The sequence below is a fragment of the Mycobacterium mantenii genome (assembly GCF_001667865.1).
Taxonomy (GTDB): domain Bacteria; phylum Actinomycetota; class Actinomycetes; order Mycobacteriales; family Mycobacteriaceae; genus Mycobacterium; species Mycobacterium mantenii_A.
In genome coordinates this window covers 1-24,476 of sequence record NZ_LZJP01000102.1, presented here as the reverse complement: position 1 = coordinate 24,476, position 24,476 = coordinate 1, and the positions used below count along the sequence as shown (strand labels likewise).

The following is a 24,476-nucleotide window of genomic DNA, read 5'->3' as shown; positions in this document are numbered from 1 at the left end:
CGTTTAGCCCTCGATCACACTGTGCGGCGGACGTCGCGCGTCCCAAGTATAGGGACGCGACCCAGATATGCGAAACCGCCGGTACTGGGTTCTTCGGCGGGCATCCTCAGCCGGTTTAGTCAGCCGCCGACCTCAGCCGCAGACCTCAGCCGCCGACCTCAACCCGCCGCAGGTCGTACTGGCCGGGTTCGGGATTGGCCAGCATCCGGCGGTGTTCGGCGGGGGTCAGGGGCCACACCTCGGGCACGCCGTCCTTATTGAGGTACCAGCTGTTGCAGCCGGTGGTCCACACGGTGTCCGGCATCGCGGCGCGCAGCTTGGCGTTGAAACGCTCGGTCGCCGCGGCGGTCGGCTCGATCGTGTCGAATTCGCGGCGGCGCCAGCGCTCGATCCAGCCCACGATGTGGTCGGCCTGCGACTCGGCCACGGTCGTCAGCGCGAGGTTTCCCACCGGGCTGTGCGGCCCCAGCATCATGAAGAAGTTGGGAAAGCCGGACAGCGCCACGGTTTGGTAGGCCCGGGGGCCGTCGCGCCAGACGTCGTTGGCCCGAATGCCTTCCCGGCCGATCAGCTCCATCGGCCGGAAGAACGCGTGCGTGTCGAATCCGGTGGCGAGCACGATGATGTCCACCTCGTGCAGGACGCCGTCGGCGGTGACGATGCCGCGCCGTTCCACATGATCGATGCCCTCGGTGACCAGCTCGACGTCGTCGCGCTGCATCGCCCGGTAGAAACCGTTCGACATCACCAGTCGTTTGCACGCCGGCGTGTAGTCGGGAGTCAACGCCCGCCGCAACTCGGGGTCGCGGATTTCCCAGAGGCTGGCGCGGCACAGCGCCGCCATGATCTTTCGGCGCAGGCCCGGCTTGGTCAGTCCGACCGCGAAGTAGTCGAATCCGAGGCTGTAGAGCCGGTAGGCCAACCCATCCAGCCACGGCATCCTTCGTCGGGTGATCGCGGTGAAGCCGCTGTAGCGTGGGTTCGCCAGCCGCAGCACCCACTGCGCGGTCCGCTGGAACAGCGCGACGTGGCCGGCCACCCCGGCCAGACCGCACACCAGCTGCACGCCCGTCGACCCGTTGCCGATGACCGCGACGCGCCGGCCCCGCACGTCGACGCTGTGATCCCAGCGCGCCGAGTGAAAGACGTTGCCGCCGAAGTCATCCAATCCGGCGATCGATGGCATGCGCGGGTGATGCAGCACTCCGGTGGCCGAGATCAGAAAGTCGACCGTTTGTTCCTCTCCGGCGTCGGTACGCAGCACCCAGCGGCCGTCGTCGAACCGCGCGTGGCGGATCTCGGTGCCGAAGCGGATCCGTTCCCGCAACGCGTAACGGTCGGCGATGTCGCGGAAATAGGCCTGGATTTCGCCGCCGGGTGAGAACAGGTGCGACCAGTTGGGGTTTCTGGCGAAGCTGTACTGGTAGACCCGCGAGGGGATGTCGCAGACCAGACCCGGGTAGGTGTTGTCGCGCCAGGTGCCGCCCACCTCGTCGGCCTTCTCGTAGATGGTGACATCGGTAATACCGTTGCGCAGCAAGGCGATTGCGACGCACAGCCCCGACATGCCGGCTCCGATGACGGCTACGGTGGGATCGCGTCGCGTCATGTCGGACTCCGTGGTGTCGTCGGGCTACTCGGTCTCGGCGCGCTGCTTGAGGCGCTGCAGGGTGAGCCGGATGTGCTCGGTGTTGGCGGCCGCGCGATCGCTGACGCCGGTGGCCTTGCCGGCGACCTTGCGGAACCATCCGGGTCTGCGGTCCCAGGTGCTTTCGGTGACCTCGCACCCGCCGTCGGCTGCGACGATGTCGTATTGCCAGCGGGCGATCGGAAGGATCGTGTGGCTGACGTCGAACGCGAAGCGACGGCCCGGTTCCGCGTCGGTGACCGTGCACCTCGTGCTCCAGCGCCGGCTGCCGCTGCGGTTGTGGCCGGTGAACACCGCGCCCGGGCTCACCGCGTCGCCTTTGCGCCACTCCATCACCACCGCCTCCTCGGCCAGTTCGGCCAGCGTGGGCAGGTCGGTGATGAGCCGGTACACCACGTCAGGGCGGGCGTCGATCCGCACGGTGGCCTTGACGGATGGGTCGGTCATTGGCCGATCATAGCCAGCAAACACCAACCTTTTGCGCCCCCCGCGAACTTTCTTCACACTTGACTGTGAACCGGCAACCAAGGGGCGATCATGCGAGTCGGCGTACCGACCGAGACCAAGACCAATGAGTTTCGGGTGGCCATCACCCCCGCCGGCGTCGCCGAGCTGACCGGCCGCGGCCATGACGTGCTGGTGCAGGCCGGCGCCGGGGATGGATCGGCGATCACCGATTCGGAGTTCAAAGCGGCGGGCGCCCAACTGGCCGATACGGCCGAACAGGTCTGGGCTGAGGCCGACCTGCTGCTCAAGGTCAAAGAGCCGGTGCCGGCCGAATATGACCTGTTGCGGCGCAACCAGATCCTGTTCACCTATCTGCATCTGGCCGCGTCGCGCGCGTGCACCGAAGCGCTGTTGGCGTCCGGAACGACGTCGATCGCCTACGAGACGGTCCAAACCGCCGACGGCACACTGCCGTTGCTGGCGCCGATGAGCGAGGTCGCCGGCCGGCTGTCCGCTCAGGTGGGGGCCTATCACCTGATGCGCACCCACGGTGGGCGCGGCGTGCTGATCAGCGGCGTGCCGGGTGTCAAACCCGCCGACGTCGTGGTGATCGGCGCGGGCACGGCCGGTTACAACGCGGCACGGGTCGCCGGCGGCATGGGGGCGACGGTCACGGTTCTCGACGTCAACATCAACAAGCTGCGGCTGCTCGACGCGGAGTTCGGCGGCCAGGTCCGCACCCGCTACTCATCGGCCTACGACCTGGAGGGCACCGTCAAGCGCGCCGACCTGGTCATCGGCGCGGTGTTGCTGCCCGGCGCCAAAGCGCCCAAATTGATCTCGAATTCCCTTGTCTCGCAGATGAAATCGGGTGCGGTGCTGGTCGACATCTCGATCGACCAGGGTGGCTGCTTCGAGGACTCCCGGCCGACGACGCACGATGACCCCACCTTCGCGGTGCACGACACGGTGTTCTACTGCGTGGCGAACATGCCCAGCGCGGTGCCCAAGACGTCGACGGTGGCGCTGACCAACGCGACCATGCCGTACGTGCTGGCGCTGGCCGATCGTGGCTGGCAGGCGGCGTGCCGGTCGGATCATGCTCTGGCCAAAGGCCTTTCGACGCATGACGGCAGGCTGCTGTCCGAACAGGTGGCCACCGACCTGGGTCTGCCGTTCGCCGACCCGGCCGGCGTGCTGGGCTGACCGGTATGCGCGGGCTAACTGGTTGCCGCGAGACTGGCGATGATGTCGGCCGCGGGGCCCGCGCAGGCGTGCTTGAACGACGTCCCGGCCCATAGCGGCATCCCGTTGGGATCATCGATGGCGGCGGCCGCCTCCCGGATCGGTGAGGTCATCTGGTTCACCTCGGGATAGCCCAGCGGCGCGACGTGATCGAGCGTGCGGGTGAAGTCGTTTTCCAGACCGCGCGCGTAGCGACCCGAGAAGGCCCGTGTCACAACGGTGGTGGCGAACAGCGGGTTCTTCAGGGCGACCCGGTACGCCGAGTTGGTGCCCGCCTCGTCGGCGAGCAGCAGCGCAGTGCCGACCTGGGCCGCCACCGCTCCCCTGCGCAGCACGGCCCCGACTTCGTCGGCGGTGCCCAGTCCGCCCGCCGCGATGATCGGGACGTCGTGGGCGTTGCGGATGCGGTCGATGAGCTGGTGCAGCGATTCGCTGGCGGGTTCCATGTCCGGAGCGAAGGTGCCGCGGTGCCCGCCGGCCGCGGGGCCCTGGACCACCAGGCTGTCCGCGCCGGCCGCGACGGCCACGCCGGCCTCGTAGGCCGATGTCACGGTGACCATCACCAGCAGGCCCAGCGCGCCCAGCCGCCGGATCACGTCGGGCGGTGGCACGCCGAACGTGAAAGACACCAGCTCGGGCCGCACGTCGGCCACCACCTCGAGCTTCTGTTCCCACTCGTCGTCGTCGCCGTGCTGCGGGTGACCGACCTCCACTTGGTAGTGCTCGGCGATTTCTTCGAGCTCCGCCGCGTAGTAGTGCAGCGCCACCCAATCGGCGACGCTGGGTTGGGGCACAAACAAGTTGACGCCGAGCGGGCCGGTGGTGGCCTTGCGCGCCGCGGCGATGTCCTCGGCGAACTGCTCGGCGCTGCGATGCCCGCCGGGGACGAAACCGAGCCCGCCCGCATTGGACACCGCCGCGGCCAACGCCGGAGTCCCGGGCCCGCCGGCCATGGGTGCACCCACGATGGGCACCACGATGTCCCAGAAGCCCAGTACCATTCGGCTAACTTACCATCGCCCGAAGTCGTTGGGGCAGTGACCGTTTGGTGGCGTAGGGACCCAGAACCGCGGCACCGTAGCGCTGGTCGAGCAGCCGGCGGGCCACCGCGTTGACCTCCTCTACAGTCACCCGATCGATTTGCTGCAGGGTGTACTCGATGCTGCGGTGCTTGCCGTAGTTGAGCTCGCTGCGACCGAGCCGGCTCATCCGCGAGCTGGAATCCTCCAGGCCGAGCACCAGGCCGCCCCGCAGCGATCCCTTGGCGATGCGGCATTCCGACTCGGTGATGCCGTCGCGGGCCACCGAATCCAGCACGTCGCCGGTCACCGCCATCACGTCGGCAAACCGTTCGGGCTGGCAGGCGGCATACACGGACAGCGCGCCGCTGTCGGCGAAGACGTCCACCGTCGAGTACACCGAATAGGCCAGCCCGCGCAGCTCTCGAACCTGTTGGAACAACCGGGAGCTCAGGCCGCCGCCCAGCGCGGTGTTGAGCACCGACAAGGCCCAGCGGTGCTCCCAGCCGCGCCCGGGCGTGCGGACGCCCAACGACACGTGAGCCTGCTCGGCGTCCCGGTTGCCCACCAGCAGAGCGGGGCGGCCGCCGACCCGTCCGGCACCCTTGCGCGGCGCGATGGGGTCGCGCCCGCGGACCAGATGCGGCCCAAAGTGCTCGCGCACCAACGCGACCACCTCGTCGTGGTCGACGTTGCCGGCCACCGCCACCACCATCCGCTCGGGTGTGTAGCGCCGGACGTGAAACGAGTGCAGCTGGTTTCGCGTCATCGACGCCACCGACCGCGCGGTGCCGATGACGGGACGGCCCACCGGGTGCTCACCGAAGAGGGCGCTCAGGAACATGTCGCCGAGTGCGTCCTCGGGGTCGTCGTCACGCATCGCGATCTCTTCGAGGACGACGTCGCGTTCCAGCTCGACGTCGTCGGCCGCACAGCGCCCGTTGAGCACCACGTCGGCGACCAGGTCGACGGCCAGCGCCAAATCGCTGTCGAGCACATGCGCGTAGTAGCAGGTGTGTTCCTTGGCGGTGAACGCGTTCAGCTCTCCCCCGACGGCGTCCATCGCCTGCGCGATGTCCACCGCGGTGCGGCTGGGGGTCGACTTGAACAGTAGGTGCTCGAGGAAGTGCGCGGCGCCGGCGACGGTGGCACCCTCGTCGCGCGAGCCGACGCCGACCCAGACCCCCACCGATGCGGAACGCACCGAGGGCAGGTACTCGGTGACCACCCGCAGGCCGCCCGGCAGCGTGGTGCGCCGCAGTGCGGCCTGGGGCCCCGATTCCACCTCATCGGCGGTACTCCGGTGCAGCGCGCCGGCTCGACCGGGACGCGTCCCGGTCGAGGAGTCAGCTGCTCGCCGTCGCGGCATCGGCAGGAGCGGCCGCCGGAGCATCGGCAGGAGCCGAGCTGTCTTCCTCCACCAGAACCAGCGAGATCTTGCCGCGCTTGTCGATGTCGGCGATTTCGACGCGCAGCTTGTCGCCGACGTTCACCACGTCTTCGACCTTGGCGATCCGCTTGCCCTTACCGAGTTTGGAGATGTGCACCAGGCCGTCACGACCGGGCAGCAGCGACACGAACGCACCGAAGTCGGTTGTCTTGACCACGGTTCCGAGGAACCGCTCGCCGACCGTGGGCAGCTGCGGGTTGGCGATGGCGTTGATCCGGTCGATCGCGGCCTGCGCCGAGGGCCCGTCGGTGGCGCCGACGAACACGGTGCCGTCGTCCTCGATGGAGATCTGCGCGCCGGTCTCCTCGGTGATGGCGTTGATCACCTTGCCCTTGGGCCCGATCACCTCACCGATCTTGTCGACCGGAACCTTGATGGTGGTCACCCGCGGCGCGTAGGGGCTCATCTCGTCGGGTGCGTCGATGGCCTCGGCCATGACCTCGAGGATCGTCACGCGTGCATCCTTGGCCTGTGCCAGCGCGCCCGCCAGCACCTGCGACGGGATGCCGTCGAGCTTGGTGTCCAGCTGCAGCGCGGTGACGAAGTCCTTGGTGCCGGCGCACTTGAAGTCCATGTCGCCGAACGCGTCCTCGGCGCCCAGGATGTCGGTCAGGGTGACGAAGCGGCGCTCGGTCTTGCCGTCCACCTCCACGTCATCGGAGACCAGGCCCATCGCGATGCCTGCCACCGGCGCCTTCAGCGGCACACCGGCGTTCAGCAGCGACAGGGTGGACGCGCAGACCGAACCCATCGACGTCGAGCCGTTGGAGCCCAGCGCCTCGGACACCTGCCGGATGGCGTACGGGAACTCCTCGACGCCGGGCAGCACCGGGATCAGGGCGCGCTCGGCGAGCGCGCCGTGCCCGATCTCACGCCGCTTGGGCGAACCCACGCGACCGGTCTCGCCGGTGGAGAACGGCGGGAAGTTGTAGTGGTGCATGTAGCGCTTGGAGGTCTCCGGTCCCAGCGAGTCGATCTGCTGGGCCATCTTGACCATGTCCAGCGTGGTCACGCCCAGGATCTGGGTCTCACCGCGCTGGAACAGCGCGCTGCCGTGCGCCCGCGGCACCACGGCGACCTCGGCCGACAACGCGCGGATGTCGGTGATGCCGCGGCCGTCGATGCGGAAATGGTCGGTGAGGATGCGCTGGCGGACCAGCTTCTTGGTCAGTGACCGGTACGCGGCGCTGACCTCCTTCTCGCGGCCCTCGTAGGTCTCGGCAAGCCGCGCCAGCACCTCGGCCTTGAGCTCGTCGGTCCGCCCGTCGCGCTCGGCCTTATTGCCGATGGTCAGCGCCTTGGCCAGCTCGTCGGTGGCCACCGAGGCCACCGAGTAGTACACGTCCTCCTGGTAGTCGGGGAACGTCGGGTAGTCAGCGGTCGGCTTGGCGGCCGCCCCGGCCAGCTCCTCCTGCGCGGTGCACAGCGCCGCGATGAACGGCTTGGCGGCCTCGAGCCCTTCGGCCACAACGGTTTCCGTCGGCGCCTGGGCGCCGCCCTCGACGAGCTCGATGACGTTTTCGGTGGCCTCGGCCTCGACCATCATGATGGCCACGTCGTCACCGTCGACCTTGCGGCCGGCCACGACCATGTCGAACACGGCCCGCTCGAGCTGCTCGACGGTCGGGAACGCGACCCAGGTGCCGTCGATCAGCGCCACCCGCACGCCCCCGATGGGGCCGGAGAACGGCAGGCCGCTCAGCTGGGTGGAGGCCGAGGCGGCGTTGATCGCCAGAACGTCGTACAGGTCGTTGGGGTCCAGACTCAGGATGGTCACCACGACCTGGATCTCGTTGCGGAGCCCGGAGACGAACGACGGGCGCAGCGGCCGGTCGATGAGCCGGCAGGTCAGGATCGCGTCGGTGGACGGACGGCCCTCCCGGCGGAAGAACGAACCGGGGATGCGGCCGGCGGCATACATCCGCTCCTCGACATCGACGGTCAGCGGGAAGAAGTCGAAATGCTCCTTGGGGCTCTTGCTGGCGGTGGTCGCCGACAACAGCATGTTCTCGTCGTCGAGGTACGCGACCACGGCGCCAGCTGCCTGCTGGGCCAACCGGCCGACCTCGAAACGGATGGTGCGGGTGCCGAAGCTCCCGTTGTCGATAGTGGCGGTCGCCTCGAACACGCCCTCTTCAATTTCAGCGACAGACATAGACGTCCGTACGGCCTCTCTTGTATTCAGCTTTTTCGCGTGGCCACGCGCGAACCGCAGGCCTGACGGCCGCGGGTCACCCGCGGGAGGCGCTGAGTCTGAATACGGCTACGGCCATCGATCGAAGCGGCCGACCTGCCCCAGATCCGGAGAGCCCGGCAGCCACTACCGAAGACCGCCCGATGCAGACTGGCTGCTCCCTCGAACGTGCGTAGTGACACGCTGGAACGGCACACGCGGATCTGCGTGACCGCACCGTTTGCTCGGGCCGAACCGGCCCAGAACGTCCTTACTCTACACGGGCGACCTCTGCCCGCCATATCGCTTCCGAACTTGCGGGGCCGCTAACGCCCCGGTGAGGCGTGCGTCAGCGACGCAGGCCAAGCCGCTCGACCAGCGAGCGGTACCGCTCGACATCGATCTGCGCGACGTACTTGAGCAGCCGCCGGCGGCGTCCGACCAGCAGCAGCAGCCCGCGCCGCGAGTGGTGGTCGTGCTTGTGCACCTTCAGGTGCTCGGTCAGGTCGGCGATCCGCTTGGTCAGCAGCGCGACCTGTGCCTCGGGGGAACCGGTGTCGGTGCCATGCAGGCCGTAGGTGCCCAGGATTTCTTTTTTCTGCTCGGCTGTCAGCGCCACGAACTATCTCCATCAATCGGTCCGCGAAAGGTAACTGTTGAGGGCGCGGCCACCGCGAACCGCAGCACGCGCCGATGTCGTCCGGGAGTTTAGCAGCCGGAAGGCGCCCGGCCCGAATCGTCGGACCCGGCTCGGGCCGATCGTGGCGACCCGCCGCGCCCGGCCACGCCACGCTTGCGATCGCCACTAATCGGTGAGCAGCTGACGCGCCTTGTCGGTGTCCGTGCCCATCGCGTCGATCAGCTCCTTCACCGAATCGAACCTGTGCTGCCCCCGGATGCGCGCGACGAAATCCAGCGCCACGTATTGGCCGTAGAGGTCGGCGGTGGTGTCCAGGACGAAGGCCTCGACGGTGCGCGTGCGCCCGGAGAACGTCGGGTTCGTGCCGACGGACACCGCGGCCTGGTAACGCTCGCCCGGGACGACGGTGCCCGTCACCGGACCGTGGCCGAGCAGCGTGAACCAGGCGGCGTACACGCCGTCGGCCGGGATGGCCGAATACATCGGCGGCGCCACGTTGGCGGTCGGGAACCCCAGCTCCATGCCCCGTCCCTCACCCCGGACCACCACGCCCTCGACGCGATGGGGACGGCCCAGGGCCTCCATGGCCGCCACCACGTCACCCGCGTCCACGCAGGACCGGATGTAGGTGGACGAGAACGTGACGGTCTCGTTGCTGTGGTGCTCGGACAGCAGCGACATCGACTCGACGGCGAACCCGAAGCGGTCCCCGGCGCGCCGCAGGGTCTCGACGTTGCCGCTCGCCTTCTTGCCGAAGGTGAAGTTCTCGCCCACCACGACCTCGACCACGTGCAGGTTCTCCACCAGCAGTTCGTGCACGTAGCGCTCCGGCGTGAGTTTCATGAAATCGGTGGTGAACGGCATCACCAGGAAGACGTCGATGCCCAGCTCCTCGACCAGCTCGGCGCGCCGGGTCAGCGTCGTCAACTGCGCGGGATGACTGCCGGGGTAGACCACTTCCATCGGATGCGGGTCGAACGTCATCAACACCGTCGGGACGTTGCGGGCCCGCGCCGCCTTCACCGCATGCGCGATCAGCTCGGCGTGGCCGCGGTGCACACCATCGAACACACCGATGGTGAGCACACACCTGCCCCAGTCCGTGGGAATCTCGTCTTGGCCGCGCCACCGCTGCACGACCGCAAGCCTACGGCGCCGAGTGGTCCGCCGGGAGATCCGCATCCGCGAGGGTGTCGAGGAGCACACGATCAGGCTTGGGTTGCCTAAACTTGCTCGGTGTGAGGGCTGACGAAGAGCGTGGCGGTATCACCGCGGTCGCCCAGGACTACCTGAAGGTCATCTGGAATGCCCAGGAGTGGTCACTGGAAAAGGTCAGCACCAAGATGCTGGCCGAAAAGATCGGGGTGTCGGCCAGCACGGCCTCGGAGTCCATCCGCAAACTCGCCGAGCAGGGCCTGGTCGATCACGAAAAGTACGGGGCGGTGACGCTGACCGAGGCGGGGCGCCGGGCGGCGCTGGAGATGGTGCGCCGGCATCGGCTGCTGGAGACCTTCCTGGTCAACGAGCTCGGCTACGCCTGGGACGAGGTGCACGACGAGGCCGAGGTGCTCGAGCACGCGGTGTCGGATCGCCTGGTGGCCCGCATCGACGCCAAGCTGGGGTTCCCGCAGCGGGACCCGCACGGTGACCCGATCCCGGCCTCGGACGGGCAGGTGCCCACCCCGCCGGCCCGCCAGCTGTGGGCGTGCGGCGACGGCGACACCGGGACGGTGGCGCGCATTTCCGACTCCGACCCCGAGATGCTGCGCTACTTCACGGACGTCGGCATCAACCTCGACTCCCGGCTGCGGGTCCTGACCCGGCGCGAATTCGCCGGCATGATCTCGGTGGCGATCGACTCCGGCGACGGCGCCGAGACCACGGTCGAGCTGGGCAGCCCCGCCGCCCGGGCGATCTGGGTGGTGGCCTAATTCGGTTTCCGCGAGCGTAAGCCGGCTGCGATCTGCGGCCCGGATTTTCGCAGTGCGGTTACGCTCGCGATCCCCGGTTCAGGCGCCGAGCAGGCCCTTGGCGATGTGGGTGACCTGAACCTCGTTGCTGCCCGCGTAGATCATCAGCGACTTGGCGTCGCGGGCCAGCTGCTCCACCCGGTACTCGGCCATGTATCCGTTGCCGCCGAACAGTTGCACGGCCTCCATCGCCACGTCGGTGGCCGCCTCCGAGGAGTACAGCTTGATCGCCGACGCCTCGGCCAGGGTTAGCGGCTTGCCGGCCTGCTGGCGTTCGATGGTGTGAAACACCATGTTCTGCACGTTCATCCGGGCGATCTCCATCTTGGCCAGCTTGAGCTGGATCAGCTGGAATTGCCCAATGTTCTTGCCCCACAACGTCCGGCTCTTGGCGTAGTCCACACACAGCCGGTGGCATTCGTCGATTATGCCCAGCGCCATCATCGCGATCCCGATCCGCTCGGCGGCGAAGTTGGCGCGGGCGCTGTCGCGGCCGTCACCGTCGGCGTGCTGCTCGCTCTCGCCGAGCAGCCGGTCCGGGCTCAGCCGCACGTTGTCGAAGAACAGCTCTCCGGTCGGCGAGGACATCATGCCCATCTTCTTGAACGGCTTGCCCTGCGTGAGGCCCGGCATGCCCGCGTCGAGCACGAAGACCAGCACCGGCCGGTTCCGCTTGTCCTGTTTGTCCTTGCTCGCATTGCCCTCGTCGAGGCCCTCGTCGAGCTTCGCGTACACGACCAGGACGTCGGCGCAGGGCCCGTTGGTGATGAACGTCTTCTGCCCGTTGAGGATGTAGTCCTGCCCGTCGCGCTTGACGTAGGTCTTCATGCCGCCGAACGCATCCGAGCCGGAGTCCGGCTCTGTGATCGCCCACGCCGCAATCTTTTCCAGCGTCATCAGCTCGGGCAGCCAGCGCTCCTTCTGCGCCAGCGTGCCGCGGCTCATGATGGTCGCCGCGCCCAGGCCGAGGCTGACCGAGGCGGTGCTGAGCAGCCCGATGCTGACCCGGGCGATTTCCGACACCAGCACCGCGATCATCGAACCTTGTGCGCCGCCGCCGAAACCGCCTGACTCATCGGGCTTTTCGTCGCCGTCTTCGGGCGCGGGGGCGCCGTCGAGCTTGGCCCGCTCGCGGTCCAGCATCTTCTTGACCGACTCGGCGGCCATCACGTCGAGGCCGAACTGGCTGAACAGCTTGCGCGCGATCGGATACGGCGACATTTCGCCGGTCTCCAATTCGTCGACGTGCGGACGGATCTCCTTGTCGACGAACTGGCGAACGGCGTCCCGGACCATCAGGTCGGTGTCGGACCACTCGATCATGGCGGCCTTAACGCTCGGCGCGCTGGTAGGCGGTGACGACGGCGGCGCCACCCAATCCGATGTTGTGTTGCAGTGCGGCGCTGACGTTGTCGACCTGACGCTTGTCGGCCGTCCCGCGCAGCTGCCAGGTCAGTTCCGCGCACTGCGCCAGCCCGGTCGCACCCAGCGGATGCCCCTTGGAAATCAGACCCCCGGACGGGTTGACCACCCAGCGCCCGCCGTAGGTGGTGTCGTTGTCATCGATCAGCTTGGGCGCCTCACCGGGCCCGCACAGGCCGAGGGCCTCGTAAAGCAGCAGTTCGTTGGCCGAGAAGCAGTCGTGCAGCTCGATGACCTGGAAGTCGGCCGGTCCGAGCCCGGACTGGTCGTAAACCTGTTGCGCCGCTTGGACATTCATGTCGTATCCGATGAGGTTTTTCGCGCTGCCGTCGAACGTCGACGCGAAGTCGGTGGTCATCGCCTGACCGACGATCTCCACGGCCTGGCCGGCCAGCCTGTGGCTGTCGACGAAGCTTTCCGAGGCCAGGATGGCCGCGCCCGAGCCGTCCGACGTGGGCGAGCACTGCAGCTTGGTCAGCGGGTCGGAAATCATCCGCGCCGCCAGGATGTCGTCGAGCGTGTAGGACTCCTGGAACTGCGCGAAGGGGTTGTTGACCGAGTGTTTGTGGTTCTTGTAGCCGATCTTGGCGAAATGCTCTGCGGTGCTGCCGTATTGCTTCATGTGCTCGCGTCCGGCGGCGCCGAACATCCACGGCGCGACGGGCATCGCGAACTCGTCGATGTCGGCCATCGCCTTGACGTGCTTGGCCATCGGCGATTCGCGGTCCTGGGCGCCGCCGCCCAGCGAGCCGGGCTGCATCTTCTCGAAGCCGAGCGCGATCGCGCAGTCGACGATGCCACCGCGGATGGCCTGCGCCGCCAGGAACAGCGCCGTCGAGCCGGTGGAACAGTTGTTGTTGACGTTGACGACTGGGATGCCGGTCATGCCCAGCTCGTAGAGCGCACGCTGTCCGGACGTCGAATCACCGGCGACATAGCCGACGTAGCCCTGCTGCACCTCGCCGTACTCGATGCCGGCGTCGGCCAGGGCGTTTGTTCCCGACTCCCGGGCCATGTCGGGGTAATCCCAGCCCTCGCGGCGGCCCGGCTTCTCGAACTTCGTCATGCCGACGCCGACGACATAGACCTTGTTGGACATCGTTGTCCCCTTTCGTGGGCCGCCTAGTCATCACAGTGTGCAACGTCGCCCAACCAACCGCTCGGCCGGGACCCGTTAGAGCGTCGCCGGGCGGGGTCGGATGGCCCGACTCCTCCTCAGGACGTTCCGTCCCGCATCGTCGCCGGGCGGGGTCGGATGGCCCGACTCCTCCTCAGGACGTTCCGTCCCGCATCGTCGCCGGGCGGATCACCACCACCGGCTTGGTCCGCGAGCCCTCGTCGCGCAGTAACGCCATCACCCGGCCGTCGGGGTCGCAGGTGGCGTAGATGCCGTCGATCCCGGCCGGCGTCAGGGGCCGGCCGTTGCCGGTCGCCTCGGCCTCCTCGGCGGACAGGTCGCGGCGCGGGAAGATCAGCAGGCAGGCCTCGTCCAGGCTGTAACTGAGCCGCGGCCGCTCTGCCAGGTCATCGAGAAGGTAGGCCTGGTCGAGCCCGAATCGCCCCACCCGGGTGCGCCGCAACGCCGTCAGGTGCCCGCCCACCCCCAGGGCCGCGCCGAGGTCGCGGGCCAGGGCGCGTATGTAGGTTCCCGACGAGCAGTCGACCTCGACATCGACGTCCACGACGTCGTCGCCGGATGGGGAACGGATGTCGCACACCTCGAACCGGTCGATGCGCACCGGGCGGGCCTTGAGCTCGACGGCCTGCCCCTCGCGGGCCAGCCGGTAGGCGCGCTTGCCGTCCACCTTGATGGCGCTGACCGTCGACGGCACCTGTTCGATGTCGCCGCGCAGGGCGTCCACCGCGGATTCGATCTCGTCGCTCGTCAGGTGCCGAGCCGAGACGCTGTGCACCAGTTCGCCCTCGGCGTCGTCGGTGGTCGTGCTTTGGCCCAGGCGGATGGTGGCGGTATACGACTTGGCGGTCGCGGTCAGCAGGCCGAGTATCTTGGTGGCCCGCTCGACGCCGATCACCAGCACGCCGGTGGCCATCGGGTCCAGCGTCCCCGCATGCCCCACCCGGCGGGTGGAAAAGATCCGGCGGCACCGCCCGACCACGTCGTGACTGGTCATCCCGGCCGGCTTGTCGACGACGACTATGCCGGGGCCGCTGGGGCTTTGGCTCATAGCACGATGGCGGTCAGCACCAGCCCGCGCTCGACCGACCACCGGCCCCGCAGCTCGGTCAGCGGCGGTCCGGACAGCGCTTGCGGATCGATCAGGATCCGCGAGACGAAACCACCCGTCGCCGCCCCGGGTCCGTCGGCGTCGAACACGATGTGGGCGTCCTCGAAACCCAGCCACCTTTTGGTCAGCGGGAACCAGGCCTTGTACGTTGCCTCCTTGGCGCAGAACAGCATTCGATCCCAATGCAGATCGCCCGACAGGCTGGCCGGGATCTCGGTGCGTTCGGCCGGCAGGCTGATCGCGTTCAGCACGCCGTCTGGCAGCACGTCGTGTGGTTCGGCGTCGATGCCCACCGAGCGAACCGCGCCGGTGCGGCCCACCACCGCACCCCGATAGCCGGTGCAGTGGGTGAGGCTGCCCACCACGCCGTCGGGCCAGCAGGGTTCTCCCTTCTCGCCCTTGAGGATCGGCACCGGCGGCAGGCCGAGCTCGCCCAGCGCGATCCGGGCGCAGTGCCGGACGGTGATGAACTCGTTGCGGCGCTTGGCCACCGACCTGGCGATCAGCGGCTCCTCCTCGGGCAGCGGCGCGAGGTCGGGCGGATCGGAATACACCTCCGAGTAGGCCAGGCCGTCGGCGGCCGGCAGCACCGAGGAAACCAGTGTGTTCCCCGTCATCGTGATTGCCGCTGCCGCAACCGTTCCCGGAACTGCGCCGCCTGCTGCGCCATCTCGGGAGTGATCTTGAAGTGGCCGCCGAAGTCGTTGAGCTCCCCCGGCGCGTACTGCGGATCCGGCAGCACCTGGCGCAGCCAGCTGGGCGGCTTGCGGCGGCGCCACTCCCGCGGGTAACCCACCGACACTTCCTCGAAGCGCACGTCGTCGTACCAGGTGGTCCGCGGGATGTGCAGGTGGCCGTAGACCGAGCAGACGGCGTTGTAGCGGGTGTGCCAGTCGGCGGTCTTGGTGGTTCCGCACCACAGCGAGAATTCCGGGTAGAACAGCGCGTCGCAGGGGTCGCGGACCAACGGGAAGTGGTTCACCAGAACGGTCGGCGTCATCCAGTCCAGCTCTTCGAGCCGGGCCCGGGTGATCTCCAGGCGCTCGCGGCACCACGCCTCGCGGGTGGGGTACGGCTCCGAGGAGAGCAGGAATTCGTCGGTGGCCACCACGTTGTGCTCGCGCGCGATGGTCAGGCCTTCGGCTTTGCTCGTGGCGCCGTCGGGCAAGAAGCTGTAGTCGTAGAGCAGGAACATCGGCACGATCGTCGCCGGACCACCGCGCTCGGTCCAGACCGGGAACGGATGCTCGGGGGTGACGACACCCATCTCGTCGCACATGTTGACCAGGTACTCGTAGCGCGCCTTGCCGAAGACCTGGACGGGGTCGCGGGTGGTGGTCCACAGCTCGTGGTTGCCCGGCACCCAGATCACCTTGGCGAAGCGCCGTCGCAGCAGGTCAAGGGCCCAACGGATGTCGTCGGTGCGTTCGGCGACATCGCCGGCGACGATCAGCCAGTCGTCCGGATGGGACGGATGCAGCGACTCGGTGACCGGCTTGTTGCCGAGGTGCCCGGTGTGCAGGTCGGACACCGCCCACAGTGTCGGTTGCCCACTGTTGGTCGATCCCTGCCCCGAGGTATGCCCAGCCACGATTAACCACCCTAACGACCCGACCGGGCCAAGCCCCTGTCGTGGGCGTCATTTCGGCCCGCGAGCGGGTGAGTTAGAACAAGTTCAGGTTTGCCTGTGACGTCACGCGCGGGACTTGTACACTCCCCCCAAAGGACCGCTGAGGCGTCAGGGGGGTGTCGTGTTCGCCAATGTTCGTCTGATGGGGGCGCTGGGTGCGCTGCTCACAGCGGCCATCGGGGGCACGGTGGGCTTGGTGTCCGCCCCGGCCGCGCCGGGTGGCGACGACCGGTCCGTCGAGCTGCGGTCGACCGCCCAGCCGATGGAAACCACCATGAAGAGCCCGATCGTGGCGACCACCGATCCACGCCCGTTCGACGCGTGCGAGGACATTCCGTTCGATGTCATCCAGCGGCTCGGGCTGGGTTTCTCACCGCCGGAACACGAAGACGGGTTGCGCTGCCACTTCGACGCCGGGAACTATCAGGTGGCCGTCGAGCCGATCATCTGGCGCACCTACGAGCAGTCGCTGCCCGCCGACGCCGTCGAGACGACGATCGCGGGTCACCGCGCCGCGCAGTACTGGGTGCTCAAGCCGACCTACCACAACAGCTACTGGTTCTACTCCTGCATGGTCGTGTTCAAGACCAGCTACGGCGTGCTGCAGCAGGCGCTGTACTACTCGACCGTGTACTCCAATCCCGAGGTCGATTGCATGCAGACCAACCTGCAACGCGCCAATGACCTCGCGCCGTATTACAAGTTCTGATTTCGGCCCGGGCGCAGTCGCCGCCGGCCGGCCGGGTCTTAGTGTGAGACCGTGAGCACGACCTCGATCCGACCGGCGCAGCCGGCGCTGCACACCCTGCGACACCTGGGCGGCAAGGCCGCCGGCCGGCTGCTCGGTCTCCCGCCGGCGATCACCGACTACACCGTGGAGCGCGTCCGCGTGCCGATGCGCGACGGGGTGCAGCTGGTGGCAGATCACTATGCACCGACCACCGCCTCGGCGCTCGGCACCTTGCTGGTTCGCAGCCCCTATGGACGCGCATTCCCGTTCACGCTGATCTTCGGCGCGTTGTACGCGGCGCGCGGCTACCACGTCGTACTGCAAAGCGTGCGCGGGACATTCGGCTCGGGCGGGGTCTTCGAGCCGATGGCCAACGAGGTCGCCGACGGCGCCGACACCGTCGCCTGGCTGCGCGAACAACCATGGTTCACCGGCCGGTTCGCGACTATCGGAATGTCGTACCTCGGATTCACCCAGTGGGCCCTGTTGCAGGACCCCCCGCCGGAACTGGCCACGGCCGTCATCATGGTCGGGCCGCACGATTTCAACGAATCAACCTGGGGCACAGGAACATTCGCGGTCAACGACTTTCTGGGCTGGAGCGACATGGTGGCGCACCAGGAGGACCCGGTGCGGGTCCGGGCCGCCCTGCGCCAGCTGCAGACTCACCGCAGGGTGGCGCGGGCGGCGGCCTCGGTGCCGCTGGGCGACGCCGCGCGCGGGCTGCTCGGCACGGGGGCACCGTGGTTCGAATCCTGGGTCGAACACAGCGAACCCGACGATCCGTTCTGGAATGCGTTGCGCTGCACCGAAGCCCTGGACCGCGTGCGCGTGCCGGTGCTGCTGGTGGGCGGCTGGCAGGACATCTTCATCAGGCAGACGCTGCAGCAGTACGCGCACCTGCGCGGCCGGGGTGTCGACGTCGCGCTCACCGTCGGCCCGTGGACGCACACCCGGTTGCTCACCACGGGGTTTTCCACGTGTGCCCGGGAGGCACTGGATTGGCTGGGCACGCATCTGGGCGGGGCGGCCGTTTCGCGCCGGCCCAGCCGGGTGCACGTCTACGTCACCGGCGGCGGCGTTGGCGGGGGCTGGCACAACCTGCCCGACTGGCCGCCCGTCACCACCGAACGGGCGCTGTACCTGCGCCCCGGTGGCTACCTGGGTGAGACTGCGCCCACCCTGAAAGGGTTGCGCCCGGCCACATTTCGTTACGATCCGGCCGATCCGACACCGACCATCGGTGGCCCGTTGCTTTCCTCCAGCGGCGGTTACCGCGAAGACAGCCGGCTCGCATCGCGTGACGACGTGCTGGCCTTCACCAGCGCGACCCTGACCGAGGATCTGTATGTCTACGGCAGCCCGGTCGTCGAACTCGCACATGGCGCGGACAATCCGCACGCCGACCTGTTCGTGCGGGTGAGCGAGGTCGACGCCAACGGCCGGTCACGCAATGTCAGCGAGACGTACCGTAGGTTGCGGACCGCAGCGAAACCCAAGTCGGAGAAGATCGTTCGCCTCGACCTCGACGGCATCGCCCACCGCTTCCGGGCCGGCTCACACATCCGGGTGCTGATCGCCGGCAGCTGGTCCCCGCGCTACGCGCACAACCTCGGCTCCGGCGAACCGGTGCTCACCGGTCGGCGGCCGACGCCGGTCACCCACACGGTGCGCTACGGCCGCTCGCGGCTGCGGTTGCCGGTCGGCCCGGCCGAGTTGTCAGCCAACGGCGTCGCGGACCCGGGCGGCGACCGCGGCTAGCGCCGCTTCGTCGTGAACGGGGCCGGCGCACGCGGCCTGCACAGGCAGCTCCACCCAGCTCTTGCAGCCGCCGAATTCCGGTGTCCGGATCAGGCGCACCGGCTCGGCCAGCGGCATCACCGATACCACCAGCACCGCCAGCTTGTGCTTGGGACGAAAGTCGAGCCGGTCGGCGCGCACCGACTCGGCGGTCCAGATGTGCAGGTCCTCGATGGCCGGAAGGCCGTCAGGCCGCTCAACCGGTACCGCCGCAACAACTTTCGCGGCGGCACGGATCACCAGCTCCTCGTCGGTGCTGTCGGCCGCCGCGGGTGTCAGCAGGTCTTGATGCTCGGCGCGCACCCGCTCGGCGTGGCTGTGCGCGACCGTGGGGAACAGCAGGAATTCTTTGGCGGCCAGTTCGAATCGCTTCTCCCCGATGCCGCCCTTGCGCAGCAACACACGCTGGCGACCGTCCAGCAGGGCGTGCACCGCGGCGCTCCACTCCTTGAGCGCGGGCGTCGTCGTAATGACGGTCATGTGGCACCCGCCATCCGCGCCATCACCTCGGGCCGCCGCAACGGCGGGACCGTCTTTGGCGGCTGGCGCCGCGGCGTCAGCTGACCCAGCAACCGCGTCGTCGCCTCGGTGACTTCGGCAACGGCCGCCTCGAACGCTTCGGCGTTGCTCGCCGACGGGTGGGTGATGCCGCTGACCTTGCGCACATACTGCCGGGCGGCCGCCGCGATTTCCTCGGGGGTGGCCGCTGGCTGCAGACCGCGCAGTTCGGTGATATTTCGGCACATCTTTCCCACGATAAGGGCTGCTCGGCGGCGGCGCTTGTCGGCGGCTCAACGGGCGTTAAGGCGGCCAACCGGCCGTGCCGGGCGACTGGCTACCGTGATGGCATGACCGACGAGATCCTGCTGATCGACACCGACGAGCAAGTCCGCACCCTGACCCTGAACCGCCCGCAGTCGCGCAACGCGCTGTCTTCGGCATTGCGGGACCGCTTTTTCTCGGCGCTCGCCGCCGCGGAAACCGACGACGACGTCGACGTCATCATCGTCACCGGCGCCGACCCGGTGTTCTGCGCGGGGCTGGATCTCAAGGAACTGGGTGGTTCCTCGGCGCTTCCGGACATCTCGCCGCGGTGGCCGGCGCTGACCAAGCCGGTGATCGGCGCGATCAACGGGGCCGCGGTGACCGGCGGGCTGGAGCTGGCGCTGTACTGCGACATCCTGATCGCCTCGGAGAACGCCCGATTCGCCGACACGCACGCCCGGGTGGGCCTGCTGCCCACCTGGGGCCTCAGCGTGCGGTTGCCGCAGAAGGTGGGAGTCGGCCTGGCCCGGCGCATGAGCATGACCGGGGATTACCTGTCCGCCGCCGATGCGCTGCGCGCCGGGCTGGTGACCGAGGTGGTGCCGCACGACCAGCTGCTGGGTGCCGCCCGCGGGGTGGCGGCGTCGATCGTCGGGAACAACCAGGACGCGGTGCGGGCGCTGCTGGCGTCGTATCACCGCATCGACGACGCGCAGACCAGCGCGGGACTGTGGCAGGAGGCGACGGCCGCGCGGCAGTTCCGGACCAGCGGCGATGACATCGCCGCCAACCGGGAGGCAGTGCTGCAACGCGGGCGCTCGCAGGTGCGCTGACCGGGCAATTCGCACCGGTTCGTTCCCGCCGGGCCTGCCCACGCCATACGATCAGCTGATGCGCGCGGTCGTCGGTGGCACCTTGAGGATGGTCGGCGGCCTGACGCTGGCCACGGCCTCGGCGATCGCGGTGTCCGCGCCGCACGCGGCGGCGCTCCCGCCGCCGGGATTTCCCAACCTCGACGCGTTCACCGCCGTCCCGGCCGACGGCTACGTCAACACGGGCACGCCGGGAAGCTCGCCGCGGATCAGTTTCTCCGCCGGGCCCGACATGGTCTGCGACTTCTACGGCGGGCCGGCGCCCGCCCCGCAGCCGTCGCAGGACATCAAGTGCAAAGGCGACATGCCGGGAATGGATGACGTCCCCATTCCCGGGGGGCGCTCACGACCGGGCGACTGCATGGTCGGTTCGGTGGATTTCAAGGGACCCGGCTACCAATTGAGCCGCATGTCCTACAGCGGATGCGATGGGAACCAGCCGACGCTGCCGGCCGGCGGCAAATTGCTGGGCTCGGGCCAGAAGCTGACCTATCTCAACGTCACCTGCGCGGTCGGCGCCGACAACCTCGTCGCCTGCCTGGACACCACCAGTGGCGACCACGGATTCGTCGTGCAGCGCTCGGGAAGCTGGGCGTTCTAGTCCAGATGGTGGCGACCCGCCACTAGTCCAGATGGTGGCGACCCGCCGCGCCCGGCTACACCGCGCTTGCGATCGCCACTAGTCCAGATGGTGGCGACCCGCCGCGCCCGGCTACACCGCGCTTGCGATCGCCACTAGTCCAGCGCGGTGCGCAGCGACGCCACCGCGTCGTCGATCGAGCCGGTGGTCGAGTAGCCGGCCGCCAGCCGGTGCCCACCACCGCCGAACCCGGAGGCGACCGCCGCCAGGTCCACCACGGCCTTGGCCCGCATGGACACCGACCACTGCTGCGGCGCGATCTCCTTGAACACCGCGGCCACCTCGGCCTGCTGCGTGGTGCGCACGATGTCGACGATGCTTTCGACTTCCTCCGCGCGTGAACCGACCCAATCCTGGTTGCCGACAACGGCATACACCAACCCCCGGCCACCCGCGGCGTCCGGCAGCAGCTGGGCAGAGGCCAGCACCCGCGACAGCAGCGGCAGCCACGCGAACGGATGGCTGTCCATCAGGGTTCGGCTGATCGCGGCGTTGTCCACACCGCCGTCGACCAGCCGGGCCGCCAGCCGCAGCGCTCGGGCACTGGCCCAGCGGAACGACCCGGTGTCCGTCGTCAAGCCGGCGTAAATGCAGTGCGCGACTTCGGGATCGATGGGTGTGCCCCAGGCGTCGAGAATGTCGGCGACCATCATCGTGGTCGAATCGGCCGACACGTCAACGAAGTTGGCGGTGCCGAACAGATCATTGGAGGCGTGGTGGTCGATGACCAGCACCTCGTCGGCAGCGACGGCCAAGTCGCTCAACACGCCCAGCCGCTTGACGCTCGGAACGTCAACGGTGACAACCAGATCGACGTCGCGGCGCATCGCGTCCGGGCCGACCAGCAACCGGCAGCCGGGCAGCGACGCCAGCGACTCCGGCAGCGTCGCCGGTTCGGCGAAGCTGACCTCGACCTGCTTGCCGCACGCGTCCAGCACCAGCCCCAGTGCCAGCCCGGCACCGATGGTGTCGGCGTCGGGATGCACGTGTGCGATCACCGCGACGGAGCCGGCGTCCGACAGCAACTCGACCGCACCCACGGCGTCGACGCGTGCCCCCACCCTGAGGGTGCCCAGTTCAGTATTCGTGTTGGTCGTCGTCACCGATGCTCCCGTCGAAGCCGGGCTCCGCGCCCGATCCGTTATCCCGGTATGGATCGGCCTCCCCAGCCGGTGTGGCGCCCGAGCGAACCCGCGCCAGATCAGCATCCGCGGCGCGGGCACGCGCCAGCAACTCGTCCATCCGCTGCACGTTGTCCGACGTGGTGTCGCGGGTGAACGTGAGGGTGGGGGTGAAACGCACGCCGGTGCCGGCCCCGACCATGGTCCGCAACGCGCCCTTGGCCCGTTCCAGGGCGGCCGCGGCGGCCCCGTAGTCCGGCTCGTCGTCCAGGGTGCGTCCCATCACCGTGTAGAACACCGTCGCATCGTGCAGATCGGCGGTCACCTTCGCGTCGACGATGGTGACCCCCTCCAGCCCGGGATCCTTGATCTCGAACTCGATCGCCGAGGCGACGATCGTGTTGATCCGCTTGGCCAAACGGCGCGCCCGGGCCGGGTCAGCCATATCGATTCACCGCCTCCTCCTCATCGCTTCGTTCTGCGTCGTCGGCGGTGGTCGATTCACCGCCTCCGCATCAGTTCGTTCTGCCTCGGCGGCGGTGGTCAGGTGCGCTCTTTCTGGACCAACTCGTAGGACTCGATGATGTCGCCTTCCTTGAGGTCGGAATACCCCAGCGTCATACCGCACTCGAAGCCCTCGCGGACCTCGGTCACGTCGTCCTTCTCCCGTCGCAGCGAGGTGATCGAGAGGTTGTCGTTGACCACGATGTTGTCCCGCAGCAACCGCGCCTTGGCGTTGCGGCGCACGATGCCGCTGCTGATCATGCAGCCGGCGATGATCCCGACCTTGGAGGACCGGAAGATCGCCCGGATCTCGGCACGACCCAGCGTGTTCTCCTCGTAGATCGGCTTGAGCATGCCGCGCAGGGCCTTCTCGATCTCGTCGATCGCCTGGTAGATCACCGAGTAGTAGCGGATCTCCACGCCCTCGCGGTTGGCCAGCTCGGTGGCCTTGCCCTCGGCACGCACGTTGAAGCCGATGATCACCGCGTCCGAGGCCGACGCCAGGTTGACGTTGGTTTCGGTGATGCCACCGACACCGCGGTCGATGACGCGCAGCGCCACCTCGTCGTCGATCTCGATGCCCATCAGGGCCTCCTCCAGCGCCTCGACCGTACCGGCGTTGTCGCCCTTGAGGATCAGGTTCAGCTGGCTGGTTTCCTTCAGCGCCGAGTCCAGGTCCTCCAGGCTGATCCGCTTGCGCGAACGCGCCGCCAGCGCGTTGCGCTTACGCGCGCTGCGCTTGTCGGCGATCTGACGGGCGATGCGGTCCTCGTCGACCACGAGCAGGTTGTCCCCGGCGCCGGGCACCGAGGTGAAACCGATGACCTGCACCGGCCGCGACGGCAGCGCCTCCTCGACGTCGTCGCCGTGCTCGTCGACCATGCGGCGGACGCGGCCGTAGGCGTCGCCGGCCACCACCGAGTCGCCGACGCGTAGCGTGCCGCGCTGCACCAGGACGGTGGCGACCGGCCCGCGACCACGGTCCAGGTGCGCCTCGATCGCCACACCCTGGGCTTCCATGTCGGGGTTGGCCCGCAGGTCCAGGGCCGCGTCAGCGGTCAGCAGCACCGCCTCGAGCAGCTGCTCGATGTTGGTGCCCTGCTTGGCGGAGATGTCGACGAACATGGTGTCGCCACCGAAATCCTCGGCCACCAAACCGTATTCGGTGAGCTGCCCGCGGATCTTGGCCGGGTCGGCACCCTCGACGTCAATCTTGTTGACCGCCACCACAATCGGCACGTCGGCCGCCTGAGCGTGGTTGATGGCCTCCACCGTCTGCGGCATGACGCCGTCGTCGGCCGCCACCACCAGGATCGCGATGTCGGTGGCCTTGGCACCACGGGCACGCATGGCGGTGAACGCCTCGTGACCCGGGGTGTCGATGAAGGTGATCGGCCGTTCGACACCGTCGTGCTCCACGGCCACCTGGTAGGCACCGATGTGCTGGGTGATGCCGCCGGCCTCGGCCTCGCGGACGCTGGCATTCCGGATGGTGTCCAGCAGTCGCGTTTTACCGTGGTCGACGTGACCCATCACGGTCACCACCGGCGGCCGGGTCTGCAGGTCTTCCTCGCCGCCCTCGTCCTCGCCGTAGGTCAGGTCGAACGACTCCAGCAGCTCGCGGTCCTCGTCCTCGGGGCTGACGACCTGGACGACGTAGTTCATCTCGCTGCCCAGCAGCTCGAGCGTCTCGTCGCCGACCGACTGGGTGGCCGTGACCATCTCGCCGAGGTTGAACAGCGCCTGCACCAGCGAGGCCGGGTTGGCGTTGATCTTGTCGGCGAAGTCGCTCAGCGACGCGCCGCGGGCCAGCCGGATCGTCTCGCCGTTGCCGTGCGGCAACCGCACACCGCCGACGACGGGGGCCTGCATGTTCTCGTACTCGGCGCGTTTCGCCCGCTTCGACTTGCGGCCGCGTCGCGGCGCACCGCCGGGACGGCCGAACGCGCCGGCGGCACCGCCGCGCTGGCCGGGACGGCCGCCACCACCGGGGCGGCCACGGAAACCGCCGCCACCACCCCCGGGCGGGGCGCCGACGCCACCGCCACCGCCGCCACCGCGGTAGTTGCCGCCGCCTCCGTCACGACCGCCGGGACCGCCGGGACGGCCACCGCCCGGACGCGGGGCGCCGGGGGGGGCCGGGCCCCCCTGCGC

23 protein-coding genes are annotated in these 24,476 nt (G+C 68.7%); 6 read left to right on the top strand and 17 right to left on the bottom strand.

What is annotated here, in order from left to right; translation table 11 throughout:
• Positions 1 to 145: 145 nt before the first annotated feature.
• Entirely contained in the window at positions 146 to 1,609 is a 1,464-nt protein-coding gene (locus A5688_RS19265; protein WP_067912942.1) for a flavin-containing monooxygenase, read from the bottom strand.
• A 24-nt stretch (positions 1,610 to 1,633) separates the two neighbouring features.
• On the bottom strand, positions 1,634 to 2,095 hold the full coding sequence (locus A5688_RS19260) for an SRPBCC family protein (RefSeq protein WP_067912939.1): 462 nt from the start codon (positions 2,093 to 2,095) through the stop codon (positions 1,634 to 1,636).
• Between the two features lie 90 nt (positions 2,096 to 2,185).
• Between A5688_RS19260 and ald the strand changes: the two genes are divergently transcribed.
• Positions 2,186 to 3,301 carry an alanine dehydrogenase gene (ald, locus tag A5688_RS19255; RefSeq protein WP_067839678.1) on the top strand — a complete coding sequence of 372 codons (1,116 nt, stop codon included), beginning with the start codon at positions 2,186 to 2,188 and terminating at the stop codon, positions 3,299 to 3,301.
• 14 nt (positions 3,302 to 3,315) lie between these two features.
• Here the strand turns inward: ald and A5688_RS19250 are convergent, their stop codons facing one another.
• From A5688_RS19250 to A5688_RS19230, 5 genes are all read right to left on the bottom strand, one after another.
• Positions 3,316 to 4,341 carry a nitronate monooxygenase gene (locus A5688_RS19250; protein ID WP_067912936.1) on the bottom strand — a complete coding sequence of 342 codons (1,026 nt, stop codon included), beginning with the start codon at positions 4,339 to 4,341 and terminating at the stop codon, positions 3,316 to 3,318.
• Positions 4,342 to 4,345: 4 nt separating this feature from the next.
• Positions 4,346 to 5,728: a M16 family metallopeptidase gene (locus A5688_RS19245; protein WP_067840021.1), complete on the bottom strand. Its 1,383-nt coding sequence runs from the start codon at positions 5,726 to 5,728 to the stop codon at positions 4,346 to 4,348.
• Positions 5,706 to 7,964 carry a polyribonucleotide nucleotidyltransferase gene (locus tag A5688_RS19240; RefSeq protein WP_082955159.1) on the bottom strand — a complete coding sequence of 753 codons (2,259 nt, stop codon included), beginning with the start codon at positions 7,962 to 7,964 and terminating at the stop codon, positions 5,706 to 5,708. The genes A5688_RS19245 and A5688_RS19240 overlap by 23 nt, the downstream gene beginning before the upstream one ends.
• Before the next feature lie 367 nt (positions 7,965 to 8,331).
• Positions 8,332 to 8,601 (bottom strand): 30S ribosomal protein S15, encoded by a 270-nt coding sequence (gene rpsO, locus A5688_RS19235; protein ID WP_067269087.1) that lies wholly within the window; start codon positions 8,599 to 8,601, stop codon positions 8,332 to 8,334.
• Between the two features lie 186 nt (positions 8,602 to 8,787).
• Entirely contained in the window at positions 8,788 to 9,759 is a 972-nt protein-coding gene (locus tag A5688_RS19230) for a bifunctional riboflavin kinase/FAD synthetase (RefSeq protein WP_067839669.1), read from the bottom strand.
• A 101-nt stretch (positions 9,760 to 9,860) separates the two neighbouring features.
• Between A5688_RS19230 and mntR the strand changes: the two genes are divergently transcribed.
• Positions 9,861 to 10,553: a manganese-binding transcriptional regulator MntR gene (mntR, locus tag A5688_RS19225; protein WP_067839667.1), complete on the top strand. Its 693-nt coding sequence runs from the start codon at positions 9,861 to 9,863 to the stop codon at positions 10,551 to 10,553.
• Positions 10,554 to 10,631: 78 nt separating this feature from the next.
• Here mntR and A5688_RS19220 read toward each other — a convergent pair whose 3' ends face one another.
• The 5 genes from A5688_RS19220 to A5688_RS19200 form a co-directional block, all read right to left on the bottom strand.
• Complete coding sequence (locus tag A5688_RS19220) at positions 10,632 to 11,915, bottom strand: acyl-CoA dehydrogenase family protein (protein ID WP_067912931.1); 1,284 nt, start codon at positions 11,913 to 11,915, stop codon at positions 10,632 to 10,634.
• A gap of 7 nt (positions 11,916 to 11,922) precedes the next feature.
• A complete protein-coding gene (locus A5688_RS19215) occupies positions 11,923 to 13,113 on the bottom strand; it encodes a lipid-transfer protein (RefSeq protein ID WP_067912928.1) in 1,191 nt (396 codons plus the stop codon).
• A gap of 172 nt (positions 13,114 to 13,285) precedes the next feature.
• The gene (truB, locus tag A5688_RS19210; protein WP_067912924.1) at positions 13,286 to 14,200 is read right to left on the bottom strand and encodes a tRNA pseudouridine(55) synthase TruB; all 915 of its coding nucleotides are present in this window, start codon (positions 14,198 to 14,200) and stop codon (positions 13,286 to 13,288) included.
• The gene (gene pptT / locus A5688_RS19205; protein ID WP_067912921.1) at positions 14,197 to 14,877 is read right to left on the bottom strand and encodes a 4'-phosphopantetheinyl transferase PptT; all 681 of its coding nucleotides are present in this window, start codon (positions 14,875 to 14,877) and stop codon (positions 14,197 to 14,199) included. The genes truB and pptT overlap by 4 nt, the downstream gene beginning before the upstream one ends.
• A complete protein-coding gene (locus tag A5688_RS19200) occupies positions 14,874 to 15,851 on the bottom strand; it encodes a metallophosphoesterase family protein (protein WP_067912918.1) in 978 nt (325 codons plus the stop codon). Before A5688_RS19200 ends, pptT begins: the two co-directional genes overlap by 4 nt.
• A 160-nt stretch (positions 15,852 to 16,011) precedes the next feature.
• Here A5688_RS19200 and A5688_RS19195 point away from each other — a divergent pair, with 160 nt between their 5' ends.
• Both A5688_RS19195 and A5688_RS19190 read left to right on the top strand, forming a co-directional pair.
• Positions 16,012 to 16,599, top strand: coding sequence for a DUF3558 domain-containing protein (locus tag A5688_RS19195; RefSeq protein ID WP_067839649.1), 588 nt, complete (start codon positions 16,012 to 16,014; stop codon positions 16,597 to 16,599).
• 51 nt (positions 16,600 to 16,650) lie between these two features.
• Positions 16,651 to 18,381: a CocE/NonD family hydrolase gene (locus A5688_RS19190; RefSeq protein ID WP_067912913.1), complete on the top strand. Its 1,731-nt coding sequence runs from the start codon at positions 16,651 to 16,653 to the stop codon at positions 18,379 to 18,381.
• On the opposite strand, the gene A5688_RS19185 is transcribed toward A5688_RS19190, so the two are convergent.
• Both A5688_RS19185 and A5688_RS19180 read right to left on the bottom strand, forming a co-directional pair.
• A complete protein-coding gene (locus A5688_RS19185; RefSeq protein ID WP_067912910.1) occupies positions 18,340 to 18,900 on the bottom strand; it encodes a DUF1802 family protein in 561 nt (186 codons plus the stop codon). The two genes, A5688_RS19190 and A5688_RS19185, sit on opposite strands and share 42 nt — an antisense overlap.
• Positions 18,897 to 19,166, bottom strand: a complete 270-nt coding sequence (locus tag A5688_RS19180; RefSeq protein WP_067840018.1) for a DUF2277 domain-containing protein — start codon at positions 19,164 to 19,166, stop codon at positions 18,897 to 18,899. The genes A5688_RS19185 and A5688_RS19180 overlap by 4 nt, the downstream gene beginning before the upstream one ends.
• A gap of 102 nt (positions 19,167 to 19,268) precedes the next feature.
• Between A5688_RS19180 and A5688_RS19175 the strand changes: the two genes are divergently transcribed.
• Positions 19,269 to 20,018 carry an enoyl-CoA hydratase gene (locus A5688_RS19175; protein ID WP_067912906.1) on the top strand — a complete coding sequence of 250 codons (750 nt, stop codon included), beginning with the start codon at positions 19,269 to 19,271 and terminating at the stop codon, positions 20,016 to 20,018.
• Between the two features lie 58 nt (positions 20,019 to 20,076).
• Positions 20,077 to 20,658 carry a hypothetical protein gene (locus A5688_RS19170; protein WP_067839638.1) on the top strand — a complete coding sequence of 194 codons (582 nt, stop codon included), beginning with the start codon at positions 20,077 to 20,079 and terminating at the stop codon, positions 20,656 to 20,658.
• A 134-nt stretch (positions 20,659 to 20,792) separates the two neighbouring features.
• On the opposite strand, the gene A5688_RS19165 is transcribed toward A5688_RS19170, so the two are convergent.
• The 3 genes from A5688_RS19165 to infB form a co-directional block, all read right to left on the bottom strand.
• Positions 20,793 to 21,800, bottom strand: coding sequence for a DHH family phosphoesterase (locus tag A5688_RS19165; protein ID WP_120312297.1), 1,008 nt, complete (start codon positions 21,798 to 21,800; stop codon positions 20,793 to 20,795).
• A complete protein-coding gene (gene rbfA / locus A5688_RS19160; protein ID WP_067912903.1) occupies positions 21,775 to 22,263 on the bottom strand; it encodes a 30S ribosome-binding factor RbfA in 489 nt (162 codons plus the stop codon). The genes A5688_RS19165 and rbfA overlap by 26 nt, the downstream gene beginning before the upstream one ends.
• A gap of 98 nt (positions 22,264 to 22,361) precedes the next feature.
• A partial coding sequence (gene infB, locus A5688_RS19155) for a translation initiation factor IF-2 (RefSeq protein WP_068268253.1) occupies positions 22,362 to 24,476 on the bottom strand: 2,115 nt, incomplete at its 5' end.

Bases quoted from the DNA above. Each gene is read 5' to 3' on its own strand.
- A5688_RS19175 (WP_067912906.1), top strand. From the start codon at position 19,269: ATGACCGACGAGATCCTGCTGATCGACACCGACGAGCAAGTCCGCACC.
- A5688_RS19250 (WP_067912936.1), bottom strand. From the start codon at position 4,341: ATGGTACTGGGCTTCTGGGACATCGTGGTGCCCATCGTGGGTGCACCC.
- A5688_RS19240 (WP_082955159.1), bottom strand. From the start codon at position 7,964: ATGTCTGTCGCTGAAATTGAAGAGGGCGTGTTCGAGGCGACCGCCACT.
- A5688_RS19185 (WP_067912910.1), bottom strand. From the start codon at position 18,900: ATGACCGTCATTACGACGACGCCCGCGCTCAAGGAGTGGAGCGCCGCG.
- A5688_RS19220 (WP_067912931.1), bottom strand. From the start codon at position 11,915: ATGATCGAGTGGTCCGACACCGACCTGATGGTCCGGGACGCCGTTCGC.
- A5688_RS19245 (WP_067840021.1), bottom strand. From the start codon at position 5,728: ATGCCGCGACGGCGAGCAGCTGACTCCTCGACCGGGACGCGTCCCGGT.
- pptT (WP_067912921.1), bottom strand. From the start codon at position 14,877: ATGACGGGGAACACACTGGTTTCCTCGGTGCTGCCGGCCGCCGACGGC.
- rbfA (WP_067912903.1), bottom strand. From the start codon at position 22,263: ATGGCTGACCCGGCCCGGGCGCGCCGTTTGGCCAAGCGGATCAACACG.
- ald (WP_067839678.1), top strand. From the start codon at position 2,186: ATGCGAGTCGGCGTACCGACCGAGACCAAGACCAATGAGTTTCGGGTG.
- A5688_RS19215 (WP_067912928.1), bottom strand. From the start codon at position 13,113: ATGTCCAACAAGGTCTATGTCGTCGGCGTCGGCATGACGAAGTTCGAG.
- A5688_RS19170 (WP_067839638.1), top strand. From the start codon at position 20,077: ATGCGCGCGGTCGTCGGTGGCACCTTGAGGATGGTCGGCGGCCTGACG.
- truB (WP_067912924.1), bottom strand. From the start codon at position 14,200: ATGAGCCAAAGCCCCAGCGGCCCCGGCATAGTCGTCGTCGACAAGCCG.
- A5688_RS19180 (WP_067840018.1), bottom strand. From the start codon at position 19,166: ATGTGCCGAAATATCACCGAACTGCGCGGTCTGCAGCCAGCGGCCACC.
- A5688_RS19260 (WP_067912939.1), bottom strand. From the start codon at position 2,095: ATGACCGACCCATCCGTCAAGGCCACCGTGCGGATCGACGCCCGCCCT.
- A5688_RS19265 (WP_067912942.1), bottom strand. From the start codon at position 1,609: ATGACGCGACGCGATCCCACCGTAGCCGTCATCGGAGCCGGCATGTCG.